Genomic DNA, 18,834 nt, shown 5'->3' with positions numbered 1-18,834 from the left:
GCGCGGATGGTGCTCCAAGGAGGAGGAGGATGAAGATGGCTCAACCGGTTCTGTCGATACACGGCGTTAGCAAGCAATTCGGCGTTATCCAGGCGCTGACGGATGTCGATTTCACCCTCGAGAAGGGGGAGGTCCATGCGTTGTGCGGCGAAAACGGCGCCGGCAAGTCGACGCTCATGAACATCATCGCCGGCGTTGTGCAGCCGACCGAGGGAGAGATCCGCGTCGATGGCAAGGCTGTGCGCATATCGTCGCCTGCCGCCGCGCAAATGCTCGGCATCGGGCTCGTCCACCAGGAAATCGCGCTTTGCCCGGATGCGACGGTAGCCGAAAACATGTTCATGGCAGCCACCAACCGCCGCCGCTCACCCTTCATGAACTATCGGGCGCTGGAACGCGACGCGCAGGCTGTGATGAACCGGCTTGCCGCCATCGACGTCCGCCGCAAGGTTGCAGATCTGCCCATTTCCAGCCAGCAGCTCGTCGAGATCGCCAAGGCGCTGACACTCGACTGCCGCGTGCTAATCCTCGACGAGCCGACCGCGGCTCTGACGGAGACCGAGGCACAGCAGCTTTTCTCGATCATCCGAGATCTCAAGGCGAACGGTATCTCGATCATCTACATCAGCCATCGCATGGCCGAGATCTTCAGTCTCTGCGACCGGGTGACTGTTTTCCGCGATGGTCGCTATGTCTGCACCGATCGCATCGCTGATGTGACCCCGGATGATGTCGTCCGTCGCATGGTTGGCCGCGAGATCACTCAGCTCTATCCTGACAAGCTCGGGCCGGCCGACGTCGGCGGTGAGACGATCCTCGACGTTGACGGCCTGAGCGACAGCGAGCGGTTCCATGACGTGAGCCTTGAGCTCCGCAAGGGCGAAATTCTCGGCATCGGCGGGCTTATCGGCTCCGGCCGCACGGAGATTGCCGAAGGCATCTGCGGGCTTCGGCCGCGCAGGGCCGGTGCCATCCGCCTGCATGGCAAGCCGCAGGCGATCAACACCTATGCGGATGCGGTCAAGGCCGGCATCGTTTACCTCTCGGAAGACCGCAAGGGTTCCGGCGTGTTCCTGGAGATGTCGATCGCCCAGAATATTTCGGTGCTGAACCTCAAGGCCTTCACCAATCACGCAGGCCTGCTGAACGGTCGAGCCGAAGCAGCTCTTGCTGAGGATTTCGCGCGTCGGCTTGGCGTGCGCATGGGCGGCGTCGAGGCGCCGGTCAAATCGCTTTCGGGTGGCAACCAGCAGAAGGTGGCGATCGCCAAGCAGCTCGCCGTCAGGCCGAAGGTGATCCTGATGGACGAGCCGACGCGCGGCATTGACGTCGGTGCAAAGACGGAGATCCATCGTCTGTTGCGGGAGCTTGCGCGCTCCGGGATCGGCGTCGTCGTCATCTCGTCTGAGATGCCGGAGTTGCTCGGGCTTTGCGACCGCGTTCTGGTCGTCAGGGAGGGGCGCATCGCCGGCGAACTCAGTGCAGACAACATGACGGAAGAGGCCGTGATCCGCCTGGCATCAGGGATCGGGTCAGCAAGGACGGCAGATCATGCCGCGTGAAGATGGAAGGGGAGAAACGGGCATGGCAATCGACACGATGACGGCGGAGATACCGAAGGCAGGGGCGTGGAAACGCATCGGCACGATGCGTGAAGCGGGATTGATCGCGATCATCCTCGCCCTCTGCGTCGCCATGAGCTTTGCCTCGCCGCACTTCCTCACGCTGGGCAACTTCCGCGCCATGCTGATGAGCTTCTCCGTCGAAGGCATCGTCGTCGTCGGCATGACGATCCTCCTGATCGTCGGCGGCATCGATCTGGCTGTTGGTTCGGTCGTCTGCTTTGCGATGGTGCTTTCCGGCTCGCTGTTCCTCGCCGGGCTCGACCCGTGGACGGCATCGCTGATCGGCATCCTTGCCAGCGGCGTCATCGGTGCGATCATGGGCTTCTTCGTGACCGTGGTGGGGCTCAATCACTTCATCACCTCGCTTGCGGGCATGGTGATCGTGCGCGGGCTCTGCCTCATCATCACGAAGGGCACGCCGCTTTCGCTCTTCACACTGCCGGCCGGCTTCAAGGCCGTCGGTCAGGGTACATTCCATGGTGTGCCGTATGTCATTCTGATCTTCGTCGCCGTCGTCGTCCTGTTCGATTTCCTGCTGCGCCGGGCAACGGCGTTCCGCAAGGTGTTCTATACGGGCAGCAACGAGAAGGCGGCGCTCTATTCCGGCATCAAGACCAATCAGGTGAAGTTCTGGGTCACGGTGCTCTGCTCCACGCTCGCAGGTGTCGCCGGGGTGATTTACATGTCCCGCTTCGGCGCCGCGACACCGACCTTCGGTGTCGGCATGGAGCTCAACATCATCGCGGCCGCGGTGATCGGTGGCGCCTCGCTCAACGGCGGTTCCGGCACCATTCTCGGCGCCATCCTCGGCATCGCTTTGCTCTCGGTCGTCACCTCATCGTTGATCCTGCTGAACGTCTCCGTCTATTGGCAGGACATGATCAAGGGGTGCATTCTCCTTGCCGCCGTTTCCATCGATCATTTCCTGCACAAGCGGAAGGCCGTCTGATATGCCGATCGCCAAACTGAAACCCAAGACTACAGCGCCGCGTGAGGAAATCGTCATCGCGCGCCAGATGCACCAGGCGCTCGTCTTGCACTTTCTTGAAGGCCTGACTCAGGCGCAGATCGCCGACCAGCTCGGAATCTCGCATGCCACCGTCAACAGGCTGATCAAGCGCGGTCGCCAGCTCGGCCTCGTCGAGATCAAGATCAAGTCGCCAGTCGAGCCGCTGGTGGATATGGAAGAACGGCTGCTCGCGCTTGGCGGCATTGGCCGCGCCGTCGTGGTGCCGACCGTCTCCGACAATCCGCAGACGGCACTTCAGGCGGTCGGCGAGGCCGCAGCCCGGCTGCTGATCGAAGAGATCGCCGATGGCGACACGATCTGCATCACCGGCGGTAAGGGCGTCAGCGCCGTCGTCGCCGGCCTGCAGCCTGGCCGCCGCTTCGATGTCGAAGTCATCCCCGCGACCGGTTGCGTTCAGGGTAAGCACTATACCGATGTCAACCACGTCTCGACGTTGATGGCGGAACGGTTGGGTGGCCGCTCCTATCAGATCCACGCGCCGCTCTTTGCCGATAACGCCGAGCAGCGCGCGATGTTGATGGCCATGCGCTCCGTCGCCGATGTCTTCCAGCGGGCGCGTGAGGCGAAGGTTGCCGTCGTGGGCATCGGCTCGATCCTGAGCAGCGACTCGACCTACTACGACCTGCATCCGTCATCGAGCACCGATCGCATGGCAATTGAGCACGCCGGCGCGAGCTCCGAGCTGCTTGCACACCTGCTCGATGGCGAAGGTCGGGTTTGCGGCTACAGCCTCAATCGCGCGCTGGTCTCGCTGACTCTGGAGGAGTTTGCCTCCATCCCGATGAAGATCGGAGTGGCGAGCGGGTTGAACAAGGCCGGCTCCATCCTCAGCGTTCTCAGGGGCAACCATCTCGACACGCTGGTGACCGACGAGGCGACCGGGGCGCGCATTCTTGAAATAGCATCCGAGGAAGGACATCAGGCATGAGCGGCGAGCAGTTGACCCGCGAGATCGGGCGTTCCGGCGTCAAAGCCTCGGCTGTCGGGCTTGGAACATGGGCGATCGGCGGCTGGATGTGGGGCGGGACCGACGAGGCAGAATCGATCGCCGCGATCCAGGCCTCGCTGGATGCGGGTGTCACGCTCATCGACACTGCGCCCGCTTACGGCCTTGGCCGCTCGGAGCAAATCGTCGGCAAGGCGCTTGCCGGACGCCGTGACCAGGCCGTGATCGCGACGAAGTGCGGTCTCGTTTGGCATACGCAGCAGGGCCAGCATTTCTTCGATCAGGACGGCAAGCCGGTTCACCGCTACCTCGGCCGGGATGCGATCATCCACGAGGTGGAACAAAGCCTGCGTCGGCTCGGCACCGATCATATCGATCTCTACATCACCCATTGGCAGGACGCGACGACACCGATCGAGGAGACGGTCAGGGCGCTGGAAGAGCTGAAGGCGGCGGGAAAGATCCGCGCCATTGGCGCCAGCAACGTCGATCGGTCCGAGCTCCGGCGGTATATCGAAACCGGGTCGCTCGATGCGATCCAGGAGCGGTTCAGCATGATCGATCGCGAGATCGAGGCGGACCTGCTGCCGCTCACTGTTGCAAGCGGCGTGTCGACGCTCAGCTATTCCTCGCTGGCGCTTGGATTGCTCTCCGGCACGGTCGGGCCGGACCGCGTCTTCTCCGGCGACGACCAGCGCAAGGACAACCCGCGCTTCTCGGTCGCCAATCGGCAGAAGGCGAAGGACTTCTCTGATGCCATCCGGCCGGTCGCGGCGCGGCATGATGCGAGCATTGCCCAGGTGGTGATCGCCTGGACGCTGGCGCAGCCGGGGATCACCTTCGCCCTCTGTGGCGCTCGCAACCCGGCGCAGGCGCTCGACAATGCAAGGGCCGGCACCCTTCGGCTTTCGGTCGACGATCTCAAGGCTATCGACGCGGCCCTCTCGGCCAAGCTCGCCCATATGGACGGATAACGGACTAGCATCATGAACCGTAAAGAGACATTGGACGGGCTTCGCAAAAGCCCGAAGGTGGACGTGTGCGTCCTCGGCGGCGGGATCAACGGGCTCAGCGTCTTTCGCGAGCTGGCGTTGCAGGGCGTCAACGTGCTGCTTGTCGAGCAGGCGGACTATTGCTCCGGTGCCAGTGCCGCGCTTTCCCGCATGGTGCATGGCGGCCTGCGCTACCTCGAAAACGGCGAATTCGGCCTCGTGCAGGAATCCCTGGTCGAGCGGGACCGGTTGCTGCGCAATGCGCCGCACTATGTGGCGCCGTTGGCAACGACGGTTCCGATCTTCGACGTGTTTTCCGGCCTTGCCAATGGAATCGTCCGGTTCCTTGGGCTTAGCCGCCGGCCGAGCCGTCGCGGCGCCGTGGTCATCAAGGCGGGGCTCAGCATCTACGACTTTCTGACGCGCAAGCGCGCGCTGATGCCACGCCACGAGTTTCGCGGGCGCAGGAGCACGCTTGCCAAATGGCCGGCGCTCAATCCCTCGATCCGAAACTCAGCCACCTACTACGATGCCTGGGTAAGCCACCCGGAGCGCATCGGGATGGAATTGCTGGTTGACGGCCTCACGTCGAGCGCGAATGCCGCCGCGCTGAACTATGCGACCGTCGAGCAGGATGCGGGCGGAGAGTTTCTGCTGCGCGACGGTGTCTCGGGCGGGACACTGCCAATCAAGCCGGCATTGATCATCAATGCGACCGGTGGATGGATCGATATCGCCAACGGCGCACTGTTTCCCGAAAAGGGCCGCCCAGCGCCGTTGATGGGGGGCACTAAAGGCTCGCACCTGATCATCGACAATGTCGGCCTGCGCGAGATGCTAGATGGCCACATGATCTACTACGAGAACGAGGATGGGCGCATCTGCATCCTCTTTCCCTATCTCGGCAAGGTGTTGGTAGGCTCGACGGACATAAGGGTCGATGACCCCGGCACGGTGCGCTGCGAGGCGGACGAGCGCGATTATATTCTGCAATCGCTTGCCTTCGTGCTACCCGGCGTCGTGATCCGGCCGGAGGAGATCGTCTTCCAGTTTGCCGGGGTGCGGCCGCTGCCCGCCAGCAAGGACAGCTTTACCGGCCGCATCCCGCGCGACCATTTCTGCACGGTCATCGAGGGCAGCGACGGCGGCCCACCGGTGCTCTGCATGATCGGCGGGAAGTGGACCACCTTCCGCTCCTTCGGCGAACTGGCCGCGGACATGGCGCTGGAACGCCTCGGCCGGCAACGTCGCCTCGATACCGCGGAGCGGACCTTCGGTGGCGGGCGCGACTTTCCCGAGGATCGGGGCGATTGGCTGCAACGGCTCGCGGCCTCCACGGGCCTCGCCGAGGATCGCGCCACCGCACTCTTTTCACGCTATGGCACGGATGCCGCCGAGGTCGCCCGCTTCATTGCGGTGGCGCCGGATCGCATGTTGCCTCATGCCGGCTACAGCGCTCGCGAGCTCATCTTCCTTATTCGCAGCGAAGCGGTGGAGCATCTGGACGACATTCTGCTGCGGCGCATGACGCTTGCCATCACCGGCGAACTCTCGCTCGAGATGGCGGATGCCGTTCTCGACATTCTCGCCGCCGAAAAAGGCTGGCCGCCTCAGCGGGCCGCCGAGGAGCGCACCCGTTTCCTGACCCTCATGCGCGAACGCCACGGCGTCTGCGAAGAAACCCTTTCCGCAAGGAACGAACAAAGGAGTGAAGTATGCGAGACAACCGCAAAGTCCGGATGAACCGGCTGTTCGGCAACGGCCGTTGCCTTGATGTCGCGATCGACCATGGCGTCTGCAACGAGCCATCTTTCCTCGATGGCCTGGAGAACATGCCCGTTGTCGTGAAGGCACTGGTCGATGCCAAGCCCGATGCGATCCAGATGAACTACGGCCAGGCCGACTTGCTGCAGGACATGCCGGGCAAGGACAAGCCTGCGCTCGTCATGCGTCTCGACATGGGCAATCCTTATAACCGCATCCGCCATCGCGACATGTGGGCGGTGCTGCAGAACGAGGCCGAGCCACTGGTTGGCGCGCTGCAGATGGATGCAGCCTGCGTCGTCGTGAACCTCTTCATGCTGCCCAACGAGCCGGATCTCTTTCGCCAGTGCGTCCAGAACATTTCCCGGGTGCGGGCCGATTGCGAGAAATACGGAATGCCGCTGATGATCGAACCGCTGGTCATGCAGCCGGTGACCGAGCGCGGAGGCTACATGGTCGATGGCGATGCCGACAAGATCGTTACGCTCACGCGCCTTGCCCGGGAGATGGGCGCCGATATCGTCAAAGCCGATCCGACGACGAACGCTGATGATTTCCACCGCGTGGTGGAGGCGGCGCGTTGCCCGGTGCTTGTCCGGGGCGGTGGAAAGGAAGACCTTGGAGCCGTATTTGCCAAGTCCGCGGCCTTGATGCGGCAGGGCGCAATGGGCATGGTTTATGGGCGCAACATCTACCAGCACGCCAATCCGGATGCGGTCGTGCGCGGCCTGATGGCGATCATTCACGAGGATGCGAGCGGCGAGGAGGCCTTCGCACTTTACCAGCGAGGATAATCGCACGAGTTTGCTCCTCTCCGCGCAGAGAAGAGTTTGGCACTCGGCTTTGGTCCAAAATCGCGCATAACTGTCAGAACCTTGGGAGGGGTTCGGAATGGAAAAGTATCTGTTGGGGCTGGATGCCGGAAACACCGTCATCAAGGCCGTGATCTTCGATCTCAATGGCCGGGAGGTGGCCTATGCCGGGGAGGAGGGTCATAGTCGCATGCCGTGCCCAGGCCATGTCGAGCGTGATCTCGGCGAACTCTGGGCCAATGCCAAACGGGTGATCCGCAGCTGCGTCGACAAGGCGGGCGTTGATGCCAAGGATATCGCGGCGATCGGCTGCGCTGGCCATGGCAATGGTCTTTATGCGCTCGATCGTGACGGCCAGCCACTTCTCGGTATCCAGTCGATCGATACGCGCGCGACCGGACTTGTCGAGGAATGGGCAGCGGAGGGGGTTGGTGACCGCACGGCCCCGATTGCCCGCCAGCGCCCCTGGCCCTCTCAGACGCCGACCCTGCTTGCCTGGCTGAAGCGCCACCGGCCGGACCTGTTCCAGCGCATCGGCACGGTGTTCTTCTCCAAGGATTTCGTCGTCAACCGGCTGACCGGCAGTCGCGTCAGCGAAGTGTCCGACATGTCTGGCGCCGGCCTGCTCGATCTTGCGGCCCGCCGCTATGACAGGACACTGATGGCGGCCTACGGTCTGGCAGAATGCATGCACGTGCTGCCGCCGCTGATCGAAAGCGCCGATATCGCGGGGCATGTCACGGAAGAGGTGGCTGCCGAAACCGGGCTTGCGGCCGGCACGCCTGTTATCGGCGGACTGTTCGATGTCGTGGCGTCGGCGCTCGGCTCAGGTGTGTCGCGCACCGGCAGCGCCTCGATCATCGCTGGCACCTGGAGCATCAATCAGGTGATCATCGATGGTCCCGATCTCAATGGCCCCGTCTTCATGTCCTCCACCTTCGATCGCGGCCGCTATATGGCAATGGAAAACAGCGCCACGTCGGCCGCCAATCTCGAATGGCTGGTGCGAGAGTTTTTCGAAGGGGAGCATGAGGAAGGCGTCTCGCCCTTCGATGCGGCCTGCGCGCTTGCAGCCGCGGTCACGCCAGCGCCCGACGATCCGCTCTATCACCCCTATCTCTATGGCGCCCAGCAGGATGGCCACGCGCGGGCTGGCTTCTACGGGATGGCCGGCTGGCATACCAAGGGGCATCTGATCCGGGCGCTCTTGGAAGGCGTCGCCTTCGGCCATCGCCAGCATGTCGAGACGATCCGCAAGGCAGGTGCAACGTTCGAGGAGGCTGTGCTCTCCGGCGGCGGTTCGCGGAGCCAATTCTGGCCGCAGATTTTTGCGGATGTTCTCGGTGTTCCCGTCACTGTCGCGGTGTCGCGGGAAACCGGGGCGCTCGGGGCCGCAATCGCGGCGGGGACGGGTGTCGGCTTGTTTGCCGGTTTCACCGAAGGTGCCGCCGCAATGGTCCGCACCGACCGGCATTATCAGCCGAACGGCGCGCTTAAGGCCCACTATAATCGTCGCTACGGGCTCTACCAGGATATTGCCGAGGCGATGACGCCGCTATGGCGGCGGCTTTCGGAGGCGCAGAGCCTCGCAACAGGAGTTGCAGCGTGACCATGCCCATGAATGAGACGCCAGCGGATGAAGGCAGCTACGATTTCATCATCGTCGGCGCGGGGTCGGCCGGTTGCGTGCTGGCAAACCGCCTCTCGGCCGACCCGAAAAATCGCGTGCTGCTGCTGGAAGCCGGCGGCTCGGATCGATATCATTGGGTGCACGTGCCGATCGGCTATCTCTATTGCATGGGTAACCCGCGCACCGACTGGATGATGAAGACGGCCGCTGAAAAAGGCCTCAATGGCCGCGCCCTGAATTATCCGCGCGGCAAGGTACTCGGCGGCTGCTCGTCGATCAACGGCATGATCTATATGCGCGGGCAGGCGGCCGATTACGACGGCTGGCGGCAGGCGGGCAACGCGGGCTGGGGGTGGGACGACGTCTTGCCCTATTTCCTGAAATCGGAAGACAACTATCGCGGCAAATCGACTATGCATGGCGCGGGCGGCGAATGGCGCGTCGAGCGCCAGCGGTTATCCTGGCCCATCCTCGATGCGTTTCGCGATGCGGCGGAAGAACTCGGAATCCGCAAGACCGAGGATTTCAACGACGGCGACAATGAGGGTTCCGGCTATTTCGAGGTCAACCAGAAGGGCGGCCTGCGCTGGAACACGACGAAGGCTTTCCTGCGCCCGGCGATGAAGAGGAAGAACCTGCGCGTGCTGACCAGCGCCGAGACCGAGCGGCTGGAATTCGAGGGTAAGACGGCGACGGGTGTACGGTTTCGCCTGAATGGTCGCGCTTGTATCGCCCGCGCGTCGCGCGAGGTGGTTCTGTCTGCAGGCGCTATCAACTCTCCAAAAATTCTGGAGCTCTCAGGCATCGGGCGCCCGGATCTTCTCCAGAGCCTCGGCATTCCCTTGCATCATGAGCTCCGGGGCGTCGGAGAAAACCTTCAAGATCACCTGCAGATCCGAACCGTCTTCAAGATCGAGGGCGCGCGCACGCTGAACCAGCTTTACCACAACCTGTTTAGCCGTGCCGGCATGGGCTTGCAGTATGCGATCAGCCGTTCCGGCCCACTCTCGATGGCGCCGAGCCAGCTCGGCATCTTCGCCAAGAGCGACCCATCCGTTGCCACCGCCGATCTCGAATATCACGTCCAGCCGCTCAGCACCGACCGGCTCGGCGAGCCGCTGCATCGCTATCCCGCGGTAACTGTCTCTGTCTGCAATCTCCGCCCTGAAAGTCGCGGCACCGTGCACATGGCGATACGCGATGCCTCGGCAGCCCCTGAAATCCGTCCGAATTATCTGTCGACAGTGGGCGACCGGCTGCTCGCGGCCAATTCTGTCCGCCATGCGCGCAGCCTGATGGAAACGAAGGCCATCTCCCGTTTTCGACCGCAGGAGATGCTGCCGGGGCGGGAATATCAAAGCGATGACGAACTGATCCGGCGTGCCGGCGATATCGCCACTACGATCTTTCATCCTGTCGGCACCTGCAGGATGGGAAGCGATCCGATGGCGGTGGTGGATACGCAGTTGCGCGTGCATGGGCTTGAGAAGCTTCGCATTGTCGATGCCTCGGTCATGCCGACGATCGTGTCCGGCAATACGAACTCTCCCGTGATCATGATCGCGGAAAAGGCAGCGGAGATGGCGTTGAGGATGCGCTAGTGGACAACGGTTTCGTCCGTCCGGTGGAACTTTAGAGAGTTCGCGCTGCCGAGAAGACCGCTTCGCAGGCGCGGTCGGTTTCAGCTTGTTCCGACTGAATACCTCTGGAAATGCGCCGACCAAACTTTTGTTCGAGACTCGTCGCGGGCTGCGTAGGCTTGGATCGCCCCTTCAAGGTCACCGAATGCTGAGCCTTCCGTGCCAGCGGCGATCTCTGCGAGCCGCATGGTGTACCACGCCGTAACCCCGCCCTCCGGGGTTCCCGAAAACCTTGGAAAGATCGGCTCGTCCAACTTGTTTTCTCGCCAAAGGTTCGGCAGCAAAGGCTCGAGGACAAGCGCGCGAGCGAGACCGATTAAGTCGACCGTGCCGCTTGCTACCGCCTCTTCTGCCTGTGCGTGCGTCTTGAAGCCCCCTGTCAGCATGAGGGGCTTCGTGGTCATAGAGCGCGCATGTTTTGCGAATTCGAGGAAATAGGGTCCCCGTCCGGACCTGTCCGATGCTGATTTCGCGCCAGGAAAGTACGTGCCGCCGCTGATGTCTATCAGATCGATCGACGTTCGATCCAATGCCGCCACAAGCTCGAGCGCATCGTCGTTTTTGAAGCCGCCTTCCAGTTCATCGGAAGAGTTCAGCTTCACGGCTATCGGAAAGGCCGGTCCGACTGCTGCGCGGGTTGCGTCGATGACTTCCAGCAACAGCCGCATGCGATTGGTTATTTCGCCCCCGTATTCGTCGCGTCGCTTGTTGAAAAGTGGCGACAGAAACTGGCTCAATAGAAAGCCGTGTGCCGCGCGAATCTGCACGCCTCCGAAGCTCGCCTGCTTTGCCAGGCGCGCGGTGTCGGCAAATTGGAGAGGAAGTGCGCGGATTTCTTCCTGCGTGATCTCCGTGCAGCGTAGCCCCTGCAGGTCGAAAGCCGTCGGTCCCTTGCGGTTGCTTGTTGGCGCGTAGGCGAGTGCTCCCGCGTGGCCGAGTTGCAGCCATAGGTTTGTGCCGTTTCCGCTGCCACGAAGCGCGAGTGCACGAAACCGCTCCAGGTCCGACTCTTCGTTGAGCACGAGGTTGCCCGGATTTTCGGCGTAGTGCGAGGTGAGTTGCACTTCACCGATTATCGAGGCGGCTAAACCACCTTCGGCCCATCGCTGGTAAAGCCTCATCTGCGGTTCTGTCGGATGCCCGGTTCCGTCTCCCAAGGAATCCGACATTGCTGATTTCACAATTCGATTCTTGAGTATCGCACCTGACGGCAGCTGAAGCGGCTCGAACAGGTTTCCACGAGCTTGCTTGAGGATTTCCGCGATCGGTACTCCCGGTCCTATCTATCGAAAGTGTGGCAGCCCGCGTCCAGCGACGCGCGCGTTATGTGATGATGGAGGCGGGATCCCCACGCCTCCTGAATGCGGTTTCACTCTGCGTCTGGGCCTTTATGGTAGACCAGAAACTTGTTGCCCTCCGGGTCGCGAAAATAGGCACAGTAGGGGTCGCCGCCGTCAGGACCGCGTGCTCCCGGAGCACCTTCGTCCAGTCCGCCCAGGGCCAGCGCGGCCGCGTGAACCTCGTCAATCTGGGCCCGCGACCGGGCCTCGAAGGCAACCATGCCGCCATTGCCGACAGTTGCCGGTGCTCCATCGAACGGCTTGATGACTCCGAACTCCAGAGTTTGGTGTCCATAGTAAACCGCGCGACCGGGCTGAACCAATACCCGGCCGATGCCGAATATCGAAAACAACCGGTCATAGAACGCCGAAGCGGCATCCAGATCGTTCGTGCCAACGGTGGAATGACTGGGTAGGCCGCGTGCTTGCTGTGCATCAGGGGCCGATCTAGCGATAGCTCTCTCGTTCATTACTCTTTTTCCTTCTCGATGTTGTTTGATGGCCGCTAATGTCGGCCGATGCCTTCGATGCTTCCCCCGCTGCAAATCGAACGGGCTTTGCGGCTTTGAAGACGCTGGGTTCGATTATCCCCAGCATTTGACTGCGTGTTGTATATACACTATTTGGGGCGGACCCTTTCCTTGCTTGGAGATGAATGATGCATGCAGTAGACCCCACGTCCGATATCGTTGGCGAGGTGGTATCAGGATGCCTGATGACGCGTGCCAGACGTATCTCCCGGGTCCTGACGAATATTTATGATCAGGAACTGCGTGGTTATGGCCTGAATGCCTCCCAGTTCTCGATGCTCATCCTGATCGCGAAACTGGGTGGTGCCAGCCGTGCCGAAATCGGTCGCGCCAACTTCCAGGATCGAACGACCTTGACCCGCAACCTCGTGCCGCTGCTCAAGGAAGGCTGGATTGAGGAGCTTCCGACCGAGGGCGGCCGCAGCCGCCCGGTTATCATTTCGGACACCGGGAAAAAGCTGCTCGATAGCGCCGGCCCGGCCTGGCGCCAGGCACAGCGAAAGGCGACACGACTTGTTGGCAAGAACGGCGCGAAGGCAATCATCGACATAGCCCAAAGCCTTCCAAGAGAAAGGTAGCCGAACTGAACAGTCCGGTTGTCCCTAGTTCTCACCGCGGATCTCGGCGACCGTGTCCTGCGGTGTCTGAAGATGCGGGTAGTGGCCGACCCCTGGCAAGATCGTCAGAGGTGCACCGGTTCGTCGCGCGAACTCCTCGCCCATAGCTTTCTTGATGTAGAGGTCGTTCTCGCCCCAGACGACTTTCACGGGCGTCTTGAGGTCGGCGAGGTGTGCCTCCAGGTAGTGCTGGTCTCGGGTAAAGTGCGAATAATAGTGGTAGAAGGCATCGGCGGACGTGATATCGCCTTGGCTCCATCCCTCCGTCATGTCCTTCAGGACATCGGGTGGAAGATCGAACTGTTCCTCGGCGGGTAAGCCGCGACGATAGGCATTCGCCAGGATCTCCGCGCGGGTCTCGTTCATATACGCACGGGTCTTCGTTGCCGCAGGCTCGTTCTTCAAGTTTTGAAGTGTTTCGTACATGTAGGACGGCCGATCGAAGGGCGCGAAGTCTCCAACAATTATCTCTCTTGCAAGGTCTGGTTCGTTGAGGGCAGCCAGAAGCGCAGGCAGCGAACCGATATCGGTCGCGTAGATCGTCAGCTTCGAGCGATCAATGCCGGCGGCCTTGACATAAGCTCTCAGGACGTCCGCATAATCCATTGGAGAATAAGAGAAGTTTGTCGACGCAGGACGCGATGAAAGCCCATAGCCGGGCCAGTCCATGGCGTGAACCTCATAGTCGTCCGCCAATTTGGTGGCGATATCTTTCCAGACCAGCAAGGTCTCCGGGAAACCGTGCAGGAAGAGTATCGTGCCCTTCGGGTTTCCGCTGCCGGCGACCATGCGCCGAAGGGTGATGTCGGGCGTGACATCGATGTAGCCGATTTCGAGGCGGCTGGCTGCGGACGCTGGGCCGGCTCCAAGAGTAGCTGGGGCGCTCAACGCGATCGAGAAGAAGAGCGGCATGGAGTATTTCAACATCTCAAGACTCCTTCGTGTTTCCGGGACAGCAGGCGCTGAACCAATTTCGAATGCGCTTTCTATGATGCATATGCAACATATGGTCAATCACTAAACAACCTCGGTAGCAGAGCTTTTTGTATCGTATTGTATTGGGCGAGCCGGCGCTGACGCTTTGTTACATTTTAGCCGGTTTGTAAAACACAGACGATACCAAGCAGCGCAATTTTGGAGAGGCAAGAGCGGTGCAGTCGCACCTGTCTCATCAACGGAGGAGTAATCCAATGAATGCTCGGTTCATCGTTCCCGCGGCACTTCTTGCCGCCGCTTTCGCCTTCCAGCCTGCCCAGGCTGAGCCAGAGATCAGTCGTACCGATCTCGTAAAGAACCAGATCAGTGTCCCGAATAAGGAGGTCGTCCAAGTTCGTGTCGATTTCGCCCCGGGTGCGGCTGCGGGGAACCATAGGCACCCGGGCGAGGAAATCGCATACGTCATCGAAGGTGCGGTCGAATACAAGCTCGAAGGCCGGGAGGCCGTTACGCTCAAGGCAGGACAATCCCTATTCATACCGGATGGTGTTGCCCACTCTGCGCGAAATGTCGGTATTGGCAAGGCGTCCGAACTGGCGACTTACGTCGTCACCATAAATGCGAAACTCGTGGAACCGGTAAAATAGCCAGCAGCAAGGAGTACGTGTCATGACCGAACGGACAAGACCCGATGCTATCGATCTGTCTCGCCGTGCGCTACTGATGGGAGGGGCGGCAGTTGTCTTGTACAACGCTGTCTCGCCGTCGATCGTGGATGCGGCAGAAAGCAAAGCGGCGAAGGCGACATCGAACAGCGAAATTCGTCCGTTTAGAGCAGAGGTCCCGCAAGCAGCATTGACCGACTTGCGGCGGCGACTTGATGACACCCGCTGGCCCGACGATGAAACGGTCAGTGATCGGTCGCAGGGAGTACAACCCGCGAAGCTGCGCGAGTTGGTCGAGTATTGGCGGACCGACTATGATTGGCGCAGCGCCGAAAGGCGGCTGAACGCCTATCCGCAGTTTCTGACCAATATCGACGGGCTCGACATTCACTTCATTCACGTCCGTTCGAAGCATCCAAACGCCATGCCGCTGGTGATGACGCATGGTTGGCCGGGTTCCGTGTTCGAACTTCTCGAGGTCGTCGGTCCGCTGACCGATCCGACCGCACACGGCGGCAAGGCCGAAGACGCCTTTCATCTTGTGCTGCCTTCCATCCCCGGTTTCGGCTTCTCGGAAAAACCCGAGACAACTGGTTGGAACCCACAGCGGATTGCTGGCGCATGGGACACGCTCATGAAGCGTCTCGGCTACAACAGCTACGTCTCCCAGGGCGGCGACTGGGGTGCCATCATTTCCGACGCCCTCGGACGGCAGGCACCCGATGGCCTGCTCGGCATTCACGTCAATCGCATCGAGCGAGCCACAACGTTCCCTCCTGACGCTGCCCTGGCATTGAGGAGCGGTGCTCCGGCTCCCGCCAGCCTATCCCCCGACGAGATGAAAATCTTCGAAGAGGCGAAGGCCTTCCTGAGCAATGGCTTCGGCTACGCCGCGATCATGAATACGCGTCCGGAGACGATCGGCTACGGCATCGCGGACTCGCCAGTCGGGCTGGCGGCCTGGCTGTACGACAAGATCGCGGATTGGGTGTTTACCCGTGGGGAGCCGGAGAAGGCTCTCTCGAAGGACGCGATACTCGACAACATCACCCTCTACTGGCTGACCAATACCGGACCATCGAGCGGACGCATCTATTGGGAAAACACCGTTGCGGGTGCGAAACTGTCCCCGGTTCAGGTTCCGGTCGGCGTCACCGTGTTTCCTGGTGAGGTGTACCGACCCCCTAGGGAGTGGTTGGCGCGCGCATATCCGAAGCTCGTCTATTATAACGTTGCGCCGCGCGGAGGCCACTTCGCCGCCTGGGAGGAACCGGAACTCTTTGCGCAGGAAATCAGGGCAGCGTTTCGCAGTATGCGATTATGAATACGGAAGAGGAGGAGTGCCGCGTAAGGCGAACCGCTGCATCGGCGGCGGCATGTCCAAAATGGCGTCGGCTTGGTCGACGGCGATGTCGCCGATTGCGCCGGCAATGCCTATTTTGATCGACCCGCTCATTCGTTGTTTCCTAGCCTGGTTTGTAGCCGTGGCGGGCGAAGAAGCGATCCAACTCCCGCTGTTGCGGAATCTCACCTGTGTAGATCGCAATGTACTCCGCAATCCGCTTCATTCGAACAGTGATGTCTTCCTGCGACTGCATCGAAATGTAGCCGATCTGCACAAGGTAGGTTGTCCGTGCGCGAACGTCGGCCGGAGCAGCCTTCAGACCGAACCGCATGAACATCTTCGACAACGCCTCTACCCGCGTCTGGTCCGCAGCCTGTACCTCCTTGAGAATGTCCGCCGACTGCAAGGCCCAGCTACGGACAGCGAATTCGAACTGAGAATCGAAGAGATTCTTGTTCAGCCAGCAGTCAAAGACGTTGAGCATCGCCTCTGCGAGCGACTCCGCATACGCCTCGGACTGCTTGATCAGATTGCCGGTGTTTTTATCCCGCCACTTCTGCACGAGGGCGTCGAGGAGTTCCTCGCGATCCTTGAAGAACCAGTAGAAACTCGTTCTGGATAGCTTCAGCTTCTTCGCCAAGGGTAGAATCTTAACGGAATCGACGCCGGAATCGATGAGGGAGGAATAAGCGGCTTCAAGCCAACCTTCCTGCGATCCGCGCCATCCGGTGTCGTTCAAATTCTGGTCCATGATCGATATCATAACAAATCGCGACGATCGTCACAATCAAAATGTACACCAGTGTCAAAAATGAAGACGTAAGTGGTTTCTTCGTTGACACGTATGTACAGTTTCACTTAGCGTCTTGCCGATGTTGCTAATCCGGAGCACGACGCATGTCGAACGATCCCCTTCTTCAGCCGTATAAATTGAAGCACCTGACCCTCCGCAACCGTATCATCGTGACCTCTCACGAGCCGGCTTATCCCGACGATGGAATGCCAAAGGAGCGGTATCGTGCCTACACCGTCGAACGTGCGAAGGGTGGCGTCGCCCTCACTATGACCGCTGGGTCCGCAGCGGTTTCAAGGGATAGCCCGCCGGTTTTCAACAACCTGCTCGCCTATAAGGACGAGATCGTTCCGTGGATTCGTGAAATGACCGATGCTGTGCACGAGCACGGCTCGGCGATCATGATCCAGCTTACGCATCTTGGTCGTCGCACCCGCTGGGACAAGGGCGACTGGCTACCTGTTCTTGCTCCATCCCATCAACGCGAAGCCTCGCATAGGGCGTTTCCGAAGAAGCTCGAAGACTGGGATATCGAGCGTATCATCAAGGATTTCGCCGATGCGGCCGAGCGCATGAAGGCGGGGGGCATGGATGGCGTCGAGCTTGAGGCCTACGGCCATTTGATCGATCAGTTTGCCTCTCCGCTCACCAATGAACTCGACGGTCCATATGGCGGCTCGCTCGAAAACCGCATGCGTTTCTGTCTTGACGTCTTCAGGGCGATGCGAGAGCGCGTCGGCGACGACTTCATTCTCGGCATTCGCTACACCGCGGACGAGCGCCTTCCTGGCGGCACGGGCAAGGAAGAGGGGATCGAGATTTCAAAGAGGCTGCGCGACAGCGGCTTGATCGATTATCTCAATGTGATCCGCGGCCATATCGACACAGATCCCGGTCTGACTGACGTCATTCCGATCCAGGGTATGGCGAACTCTCCTCATCTCGATTTCGCCGGTGAGATCCGCGCGGCGACGAACTTCCCGACGTTCCATGCGGCCAAAATCCCGGACGTGGCAACGGCACGTCACGCGATCGCTGCCGGCAAGATCGACATGGTCGGTATGACCCGCGCTCACATGACCGATCCGCATATCGTGCGGAAGATCATCGAGAAGCGCGAGGAGGACATCCGTCCTTGCGTGGGCGCCAACTACTGTCTCGACCGCATCTACCAGGGCGGCATGGCGTTCTGTATCCACAACGCCGCGACTGGTCGCGAGCAGACAATGCCGCACATCGTAAAGAAGGCTGAAGTCCGCAAGAAAGTCGTTATCGTTGGTGCCGGCCCGGCGGGCCTTGAGGCTGCGCGCGTATCGGCTGAGCGCGGCCATCACGTGGTCGTCTTCGAAGCTGCGAACAACGCGGGCGGTCAAATTCGCCTCACGGCGCAGAGTGAACGTCGACGTGAAATGATCAGCATCATCGACTGGCGAATGAGCCAGTGCGAAAAGCTGGGCGTCACCTTCCACTTTAACACCTGGGCAGAAGCTGAAGCGATCACGGCTGAAAAGCCCGACGTCGTCATCATCGCCACCGGCGGCTTGCCACATACCGATGTCCTGACGAAGGGCAACGAGCTCGTGGTCTCCTCTTGGGACATCATCTCGGGGGACGTGAAGCCGGGCACCAACGTGCTCGTATTCGACGATGCCGGCGATCATGCCGGTCTGCAGGCAGCCGAATTCCTCGCGAAGGCGGGCGCGAAAGTCGAAATCATGACGCCGGACCGGTCTTTCGCTCCTGAGGTCATGGCCATGAATCTCGTGCCTTACATGCGCTCGCTGCAGAAGTTGGACGTCACCTTCACGGTCACGTTCCGGTTGGAGGCGGCGGAGAAGAGCGGTAACCAGATCGTCGCGAAAGTCGGAAGCGACTACGGCAGCGTTACGAAGGAGCGGGTCGTCGATCAGATCGTGGTCAATCACGGCACGATCCCACTCGACGAGCTTTACTTCGAGCTCAAGCCGCTGTCTCGAAACCTCGGCGAGACGTCATACGACCAGCTTCTGTCGGGTGAAGCGCAGTCGGTGACGCGTAACGATGATGGGCAGTTCCAGCTCTTCCGTATCGGTGACGCCGTCGCTGCGCGCAACACGCATGCTGCGATCTACGACGGCCTGCGCATAGCAAAGGATCTCTAACCGTTCGACCGGCCAACGCGGCCGGTGC

17 protein-coding genes are annotated in these 18,834 nt (G+C 60.9%); 12 read left to right on the top strand and 5 right to left on the bottom strand.

The window, feature by feature from the left end; translation table 11 throughout:
- Positions 1–35: 35 nt before the first annotated feature.
- The 8 genes from ASE04_RS02770 to ASE04_RS02735 all read left to right on the top strand — a co-directional run bounded on the left by ASE04_RS02770 (position 36) and on the right by ASE04_RS02735 (position 10,400).
- Complete coding sequence (locus tag ASE04_RS02770; RefSeq protein WP_056811853.1) at positions 36–1,562, top strand: sugar ABC transporter ATP-binding protein; 1,527 nt, start codon at positions 36–38, stop codon at positions 1,560–1,562.
- 22 nt (positions 1,563–1,584) lie between these two features.
- Positions 1,585–2,574, top strand: a complete 990-nt coding sequence (locus ASE04_RS02765) for an ABC transporter permease (RefSeq protein WP_056811614.1) — start codon at positions 1,585–1,587, stop codon at positions 2,572–2,574.
- A gap of 1 nt (position 2,575) precedes the next feature.
- Positions 2,576–3,583: a sugar-binding transcriptional regulator gene (locus ASE04_RS02760; protein ID WP_056811610.1), complete on the top strand. Its 1,008-nt coding sequence runs from the start codon at positions 2,576–2,578 to the stop codon at positions 3,581–3,583.
- A complete protein-coding gene (locus ASE04_RS02755; protein ID WP_056811608.1) occupies positions 3,580–4,575 on the top strand; it encodes an aldo/keto reductase in 996 nt (331 codons plus the stop codon). The genes ASE04_RS02760 and ASE04_RS02755 overlap by 4 nt, the downstream gene beginning before the upstream one ends.
- A 12-nt stretch (positions 4,576–4,587) precedes the next feature.
- Positions 4,588–6,336: a glycerol-3-phosphate dehydrogenase/oxidase gene (locus ASE04_RS02750; RefSeq protein WP_056811605.1), complete on the top strand. Its 1,749-nt coding sequence runs from the start codon at positions 4,588–4,590 to the stop codon at positions 6,334–6,336.
- On the top strand, positions 6,309–7,151 hold the full coding sequence (locus ASE04_RS02745) for a class I fructose-bisphosphate aldolase (RefSeq protein WP_056811602.1): 843 nt from the start codon (positions 6,309–6,311) through the stop codon (positions 7,149–7,151). The genes ASE04_RS02750 and ASE04_RS02745 overlap by 28 nt, the downstream gene beginning before the upstream one ends.
- Positions 7,152–7,248: 97 nt before the next feature.
- Entirely contained in the window at positions 7,249–8,778 is a 1,530-nt protein-coding gene (locus tag ASE04_RS02740) for an FGGY-family carbohydrate kinase (RefSeq protein ID WP_056811599.1), read from the top strand.
- Between the two features lie 2 nt (positions 8,779–8,780).
- The gene (locus ASE04_RS02735; RefSeq protein WP_156408696.1) at positions 8,781–10,400 is read left to right on the top strand and encodes a GMC family oxidoreductase; all 1,620 of its coding nucleotides are present in this window, start codon (positions 8,781–8,783) and stop codon (positions 10,398–10,400) included.
- Positions 10,401–10,480: 80 nt separating this feature from the next.
- On the opposite strand, the gene ASE04_RS02730 is transcribed toward ASE04_RS02735, so the two are convergent.
- A complete protein-coding gene (locus ASE04_RS02730) occupies positions 10,481–11,671 on the bottom strand; it encodes an NADH:flavin oxidoreductase/NADH oxidase family protein (protein WP_274533860.1) in 1,191 nt (396 codons plus the stop codon).
- Between the two features lie 137 nt (positions 11,672–11,808).
- On the bottom strand, positions 11,809–12,249 hold the full coding sequence (locus ASE04_RS02725; protein WP_056811593.1) for a VOC family protein: 441 nt from the start codon (positions 12,247–12,249) through the stop codon (positions 11,809–11,811).
- Between the two features lie 188 nt (positions 12,250–12,437).
- On the opposite strand from ASE04_RS02725, the gene ASE04_RS02720 reads away from it, so the two are divergent.
- Positions 12,438–12,887 (top strand): MarR family winged helix-turn-helix transcriptional regulator, encoded by a 450-nt coding sequence (locus ASE04_RS02720; protein WP_244490319.1) that lies wholly within the window; start codon positions 12,438–12,440, stop codon positions 12,885–12,887.
- A gap of 24 nt (positions 12,888–12,911) precedes the next feature.
- On the opposite strand, the gene ASE04_RS02715 is transcribed toward ASE04_RS02720, so the two are convergent.
- Complete coding sequence (locus ASE04_RS02715; RefSeq protein WP_056811587.1) at positions 12,912–13,853, bottom strand: alpha/beta fold hydrolase; 942 nt, start codon at positions 13,851–13,853, stop codon at positions 12,912–12,914.
- Positions 13,854–14,116: 263 nt separating this feature from the next.
- On the opposite strand from ASE04_RS02715, the gene ASE04_RS02710 reads away from it, so the two are divergent.
- Together ASE04_RS02710 and ASE04_RS02705 are read left to right on the top strand one after the other, a co-directional pair.
- On the top strand, positions 14,117–14,509 hold the full coding sequence (locus ASE04_RS02710) for a cupin domain-containing protein (RefSeq protein WP_056811584.1): 393 nt from the start codon (positions 14,117–14,119) through the stop codon (positions 14,507–14,509).
- A gap of 22 nt (positions 14,510–14,531) precedes the next feature.
- The gene (locus ASE04_RS02705) at positions 14,532–15,851 is read left to right on the top strand and encodes an epoxide hydrolase family protein (RefSeq protein WP_056811579.1); all 1,320 of its coding nucleotides are present in this window, start codon (positions 14,532–14,534) and stop codon (positions 15,849–15,851) included.
- On the opposite strand, the gene ASE04_RS30570 is transcribed toward ASE04_RS02705, so the two are convergent.
- The gene (locus tag ASE04_RS30570; RefSeq protein WP_156408685.1) at positions 15,846–15,983 is read right to left on the bottom strand and encodes a hypothetical protein; all 138 of its coding nucleotides are present in this window, start codon (positions 15,981–15,983) and stop codon (positions 15,846–15,848) included. The genes ASE04_RS02705 and ASE04_RS30570 overlap by 6 nt on opposite strands.
- A gap of 10 nt (positions 15,984–15,993) precedes the next feature.
- Complete coding sequence (locus tag ASE04_RS02700; protein ID WP_056811847.1) at positions 15,994–16,623, bottom strand: TetR/AcrR family transcriptional regulator; 630 nt, start codon at positions 16,621–16,623, stop codon at positions 15,994–15,996.
- Positions 16,624–16,769: 146 nt separating this feature from the next.
- Here ASE04_RS02700 and ASE04_RS02695 point away from each other — a divergent pair, with 146 nt between their 5' ends.
- Positions 16,770–18,806 carry an NADH:flavin oxidoreductase gene (locus tag ASE04_RS02695; RefSeq protein WP_056811576.1) on the top strand — a complete coding sequence of 679 codons (2,037 nt, stop codon included), beginning with the start codon at positions 16,770–16,772 and terminating at the stop codon, positions 18,804–18,806.
- Positions 18,807–18,834 lie beyond the last annotated feature (28 nt).

The organism is Rhizobium sp. Root708 (genome assembly GCF_001429725.1).
GTDB lineage: Bacteria > Pseudomonadota > Alphaproteobacteria > Rhizobiales > Rhizobiaceae > Rhizobium.
The sequence above is the reverse complement of the archived record's forward strand: the minus strand, read 5'-3'. Positions and strand labels throughout refer to the sequence as shown.